The organism is Quadrisphaera sp. RL12-1S (assembly GCF_014270065.1).
In the GTDB taxonomy this organism is placed as follows: domain Bacteria; phylum Actinomycetota; class Actinomycetes; order Actinomycetales; family Quadrisphaeraceae; genus Quadrisphaera.
Window position 1 is genome coordinate 1 of sequence record NZ_JACNME010000025.1, and the last position, 5,242, is coordinate 5,242.

At 58.2% G+C, this 5,242-nt stretch carries 2 rRNA genes; both read left to right on the forward strand.

The window, feature by feature from the left end:
- Nucleotides 1–73: 73 nt before the first annotated feature.
- A 16S ribosomal RNA gene (locus H7K62_RS21390) occupies nt 74–1,587 on the forward strand.
- Nucleotides 1,588–2,111: 524 nt separating this feature from the next.
- Nucleotides 2,112–5,237 (forward strand): 23S ribosomal RNA (locus tag H7K62_RS21395).
- The 16S and 23S rRNA genes sit together here, the layout of an rRNA operon.
- Nucleotides 5,238–5,242: the final 5 nt, after the last annotated feature.

Here is a 5,242-nt window from a genome sequence, read left to right on the forward strand (position 1 = left end):
TGGTCTTGATCGGTTTCGGTCTTGATCGGGTGTTGGCCTGCCTGTGCTTTTGGGTGTGGGTGGGTTTATCACATCAACGGAGAGTTTGATCCTGGCTCAGGACGAACGCTGGCGGCGTGCTTAACACATGCAAGTCGAGCGGTGAACCCTTCGGGGGGATCAGCGGCGAACGGGTGAGTAACACGTGAGCAACCTGCCCCTGACTCTGGGATAGCCTCGGGAAACCGGGATTAATACCGGATATGACATTGCCTCGCATGGGGTGGTGTGGAAAGTTTTTCGGTCAGGGATGGGCTCGCGGCCTATCAGCTTGTTGGTGGGGTGATGGCCTACCAAGGCGACGACGGGTAGCCGGCCTGAGAGGGTGACCGGCCACACTGGGACTGAGACACGGCCCAGACTCCTACGGGAGGCAGCAGTGGGGAATATTGCGCAATGGGCGAAAGCCTGACGCAGCGACGCCGCGTGAGGGATGAAGGCCTTCGGGTTGTAAACCTCTTTCAGCAGGGAAGAAGCGCAAGTGACGGTACCTGCAGAAGAAGCACCGGCTAACTACGTGCCAGCAGCCGCGGTAATACGTAGGGTGCAAGCGTTGTCCGGAATTATTGGGCGTAAAGAGCTCGTAGGCGGTTTGTCGCGTCTGCTGTGAAAACGCGGGGCTCAACTCCGCGCCTGCAGTGGGTACGGGCAGACTAGAGTGCAGTAGGGGAGACTGGAATTCCTGGTGTAGCGGTGGAATGCGCAGATATCAGGAGGAACACCGGTGGCGAAGGCGGGTCTCTGGGCTGTAACTGACGCTGAGGAGCGAAAGCGTGGGTAGCGAACAGGATTAGATACCCTGGTAGTCCACGCCGTAAACGTTGGGCGCTAGGTGTGGGGCTCATTCCACGAGTTCCGTGCCGCAGCAAACGCATTAAGCGCCCCGCCTGGGGAGTACGGCCGCAAGGCTAAAACTCAAAGGAATTGACGGGGCCCCGCACAAGCGGCGGAGCATGCGGATTAATTCGATGCAACGCGAAGAACCTTACCAAGGCTTGACATGCAGGGTAATCCGGCAGAGATGTCGGGTCCGCAAGGGATCCTGCACAGGTGGTGCATGGTTGTCGTCAGCTCGTGTCGTGAGATGTTGGGTTAAGTCCCGCAACGAGCGCAACCCTCGTCCTATGTTGCCAGCGCGTGATGGCGGGGACTCATAGGAGACTGCCGGGGTCAACTCGGAGGAAGGTGGGGATGACGTCAAATCATCATGCCCCTTATGTCTTGGGCTTCACGCATGCTACAATGGCCAGTACAAAGGGCTGCGAGACCGTGAGGTGGAGCGAATCCCAAAAAGCTGGTCTCAGTTCGGATCGGGGTCTGCAACTCGACCCCGTGAAGTCGGAGTCGCTAGTAATCGCAGATCAGCAACGCTGCGGTGAATACGTTCCCGGGGCTTGTACACACCGCCCGTCACGTCACGAAAGTTGGTAACACCCGAAGCCGGTGGCCTAACCCTTGTGGGGGGAGCCGTCGAAGGTGGGACTGGCGATTGGGACGAAGTCGTAACAAGGTAGCCGTACCGGAAGGTGCGGCTGGATCACCTCCTTTCTAAGGAGCATCTGATCATCGCGCACAGGCGCTTGCCTCCTTCGTGGGGTGGGGGCGCGTGGTGGTGTAGGGCCATGCTGCGGGCGAACGCCCCGTAGGTGGTGCTCAAGGGTGGAACATCGACATGGCATCAGCGCTGCGAGCTTCTCCTCGTACGCCTGCTCGTCCTTGAGGTTCCTTCGGGAGCTGGGTTCCTTCGGGAGCTGGGCTCTTTCGGGAGCTGGGGTGGGTGGGTTGGATCGGTGGGTTGGTGGTGGTGGTGTCGGGCACGCTGTTGGGTCCTGAGGGAACGAACGTCTCCTTGTCTGTGGGTGCCTATGGGTGACTGCGGGTGAGGGGGGTTGGTTTGCTCGATGGGCTGCATCTGGTCAGTCGTACCGCTTCTGTCATGGCGTGCTCCGCTTGGTGTGGGGTGGGCTGTGGTGGGGGTTGGCGCTGGGATCTGGGTGTGGGTTCGCCCGTTGCTTGAGAACTGCACAGTGGACGCGAGCATCTTTAGTCTTTGCTGATCGCATTTTGTGTGTGGTCAAGTTTTTAAGGGCATACGGTGGATGCCTTGGCACCAGGAGCCGAAGAAGGACGTAGGAGCCTGCGATAAGCCTCGGGGAGTTGGCAACCGAACTGTGATCCGAGGATTTCCGAATGGGGAAACCCCGCTGGAGTCATGTCCAGTGACCCGCACCTGAACACATAGGGTGTGTGGAGGGAACGTGGGGAAGTGAAACATCTCAGTACCCACAGGAAGAGAAAGCAACCGCGATTCCGTGAGTAGTGGCGAGCGAAAGCGGAAGAGGCTAAACCGGTCATGTGTGATAGCTGCTAGGCGTTGCATGGTCGGGGTCGTGGGACTCATCTGATGGGGCTAGCACCTCATCGAGGAGTGAGAAAGCTTCGTCATAGTCGAAGGGCATTGAAAGGCCCGGCACAGAGGGTGGAACCCCCGTAGACGAAATGGCGTGGCCTCCTGATGGGTATCCCAAGTAGCACGGGGCCCGAGAAATCCCGTGTGAATCTGGGGGGACCACCCCCTAAGCCTGAATACTCCCTGGTGACCGATAGCGGACAGTACCGTGAGGGAATGGTGAAAAGTACCCCGGGAGGGGAGTGAAATAGTACCTGAAACCGTGTGCCTACAATCCGTCGGAGCCTCCTTGGTTGGGGTGACGGCGTGCCTTTTGAAGAATGAGCCTGCGAGTTAGTGGTACGTGGCGAGGTTAACCCGTGTGGGGAAGCCGTAGCGAAAGCGAGTCCGAACAGGGCGTTTCAGTCGCGTGCTCTAGACCCGAAGCGAAGTGATCTACCCATGGGCAGGTTGAAGCGCGGGTAAGACCGCGTGGAGGACCGAACCCACCAGGGTTGAAAACCTGGGGGATGACCTGTGGGTAGGGGTGAAAGGCCAATCAAACTTCGTGATAGCTGGTTCTCCCCGAAATGCATTTAGGTGCAGCGTCACGTGTTTCTTGCCGGAGGTAGAGCTACTGGATGGCCGATGGGCCCCACAAGGTTACTGACGTCAGCCAAACTCCGAATGCCGGTAAGTGAGAGCGTGGCAGTGAGACTGCGGGGGATAAGCTTCGTAGTCGAGAGGGAAACAGCCCAGACCACCAGCTAAGGCCCCTAAGCGTGTGCTAAGTGGGAAAGGATGTGGAGTTGCACAGACAACCAGGAGGTTGGCTTAGAAGCAGCCACCCTTGAAAGAGTGCGTAATAGCTCACTGGTCAAGTGATTCCGCGCCGACAATGTAGCGGGGCTCAAGCACACCGCCGAAGCTGTGGCATTCACACATGGATCAGCCCGTTCTTGTAGCGGGTTCAGTCGTGTGGATGGGTAGGGGAGCGTCGTGTGGCGGGTGAAGCGGCGGAGTGATCCAGTCGTGGACGCCACACGAGTGAGAATGCAGGCATGAGTAGCGAAAGACGGGTGAGAATCCCGTCCGCCGAATGACCAAGGGTTCCAGGGCCAGGCTCATCCGCCCTGGGTAAGTCGGGACCTAAGGCGAGGCCGACAGGCGTAGTCGATGGACAACGGGTTGATATTCCCGTACCGGCGAAGAACCGCCCATACCGAGCCCGGGGATGCTAAGTGCCCAAAGCCAGTGACGTCTTCGGATGGATCTGGGGGAGCGCACGGCCCGATCCGGTAGTAGGTAAGCGCATTAACAGGGGTGACGCAGGAAGGTAGCCACCGCGTGGCGATGGTAGTCCACGTCCAAGGGTGTAGGGCGAGGTGTAGGCAAATCCGCACCTCTCACTTCAATGTGGAGTCTGAGACCTGATGGTGACCGCTTATGCGGGAAGCAGGGTGATCCTATGCTGCCTAGAAAAGCCTCGGCGTGAGGTTCAAGCCGCCCGTACCCCAAACCGACTCAGGTGGTCAGGTAGAGAATACCAAGGCGACGAGAGAATCGTGGTTAAGGAACTCGGCAAAATGCCCCCGTAACTTCGGGAGAAGGGGGGCCCTAGCGTTGAAACCCTTGCGGGTTAGGCGCGACGGCCGCAGAGACCAGGGAGAAGCGACTGTTTACTAAAAACACAGGTCCGTGCTAAGTCGCAAGACGATGTATACGGACTGACGCCTGCCCGGTGCTGGAACGTTAAGGGGACGGGTCAGTTGGTTTCGACCAGCGAAGCTCAGAACTTAAGCGCCAGTAAACGGCGGTGGTAACTATAACCATCCTAAGGTAGCGAAATTCCTTGTCGGGTAAGTTCCGACCTGCACGAATGGCGTAACGACTTCTCCGCTGTCTCAACCGCGAACTCGGCGAAATTGCACTACGAGTAAAGATGCTCGTTACGCGCAGCAGGACGGAAAGACCCCGGGACCTTCACTATAGCTTGGTATTGGTGTTCGGTACGGCTTGTGTAGGATAGGTGGGAGACTGTGAAGTCGGCACGCCAGTGTCGGTGGAGTCATCGTTGAAATACCACTCTGGTCGTTCTGGACATCTAACCTTGGTCCGTGATCCGGATCAGGGACAGTGCCTGGTGGGTAGTTTAACTGGGGCGGTTGCCTCCTAAAGAGTAACGGAGGCGCTCAAAGGTTCCCTCATCCTGGTTGGCAATCAGGTGTCGAGTGTAAGTGCACAAGGGAGCTTGACTGCGAGACTGACAGGTCGAGCAGGGACGAAAGTCGGAACTAGTGATCCGGCCGTGGTTTGTGGAAACGCGGTCGCTCAACGGATAAAAGGTACCCCGGGGATAACAGGCTGATCTTGCCCAAGAGTCCATATCGACGGCATGGTTTGGCACCTCGATGTCGGCTCGTCGCATCCTGGGGCTGGAGTAGGTCCCAAGGGTTGGGCTGTTCGCCCATTAAAGCGGTACGCGAGCTGGGTTTAGAACGTCGTGAGACAGTTCGGTCCCTATCCGCTGCGCGCGTTGGAGACTTGAGAAGGGCTGTCCCTAGTACGAGAGGACCGGGACGGACGAACCTCTGGTGTGCCAGTTGTTCCGCCAGGAGCACGGCTGGTTGGCTACGTTCGGGAGGGATAACCGCTGAAAGCATCTAAGCGGGAAGCCTGCTTCAAGATGAGGTCTCCATGGACTTCGAGTCCGAGAGGCTCCCAGCAGACTACTGGGTTGATAGGCCGGATGTGGACGACCAGTAATGGTTGTAGCTGACCGGTACTAATAAGCCGATGACTTGCTACACCCCA